General features: G+C 45.7%; 1 protein-coding gene. It reads right to left on the bottom strand.

The genetic code is table 11. The annotated features are described in order from the left end of the window. A partial coding sequence (locus BCU91_RS11390; protein WP_198590462.1) for an Ig-like domain-containing protein occupies positions 1-407 on the bottom strand: 407 nt, incomplete at both ends.

Here is a 407-nt window from a genome sequence, read left to right as displayed (position 1 = left end):
TCAACATCAGCCACTAAGTCAGGGGCATCATTTTGAGCGCCTACATTAATGGTTAATGTAGCGGTGTCAGTGTCAGTGCCGTCAGTGACGGTATACACGTAGCTGTCTACGCCATTAAGGTCAGCCGGTGGCATATAGGTGTAACTGCCATCAGCAGCGATGATGATAGTGCCGCCTTGTACTGTGGTGAAGGTGCCAGCAATCACAGAAAGGTTATCACCATCGACATCGGTATCATTGGCATCTAAGTCAACAGTTGAGGTGAATAGGGTATCTTCTTGTGCATTAATAACATCATCAACGGCGATAGGAGAATCATTTATTGGAGTCACTTCGAGTGTCAGTGTTGCAGTGTCACTAGTATTGGTTGTGTAGGTAATAACCGGTACTTGGCCATTCCAATTATC

Origin of the sequence: Shewanella sp. 10N.286.52.B9, from assembly GCF_002873635.1 — a bacterium.
GTDB lineage: Bacteria > Pseudomonadota > Gammaproteobacteria > Enterobacterales > Shewanellaceae > Shewanella.
Note: the sequence above shows the minus strand (reverse complement) of the source record. Positions and strands in the feature narration are given on the sequence as shown.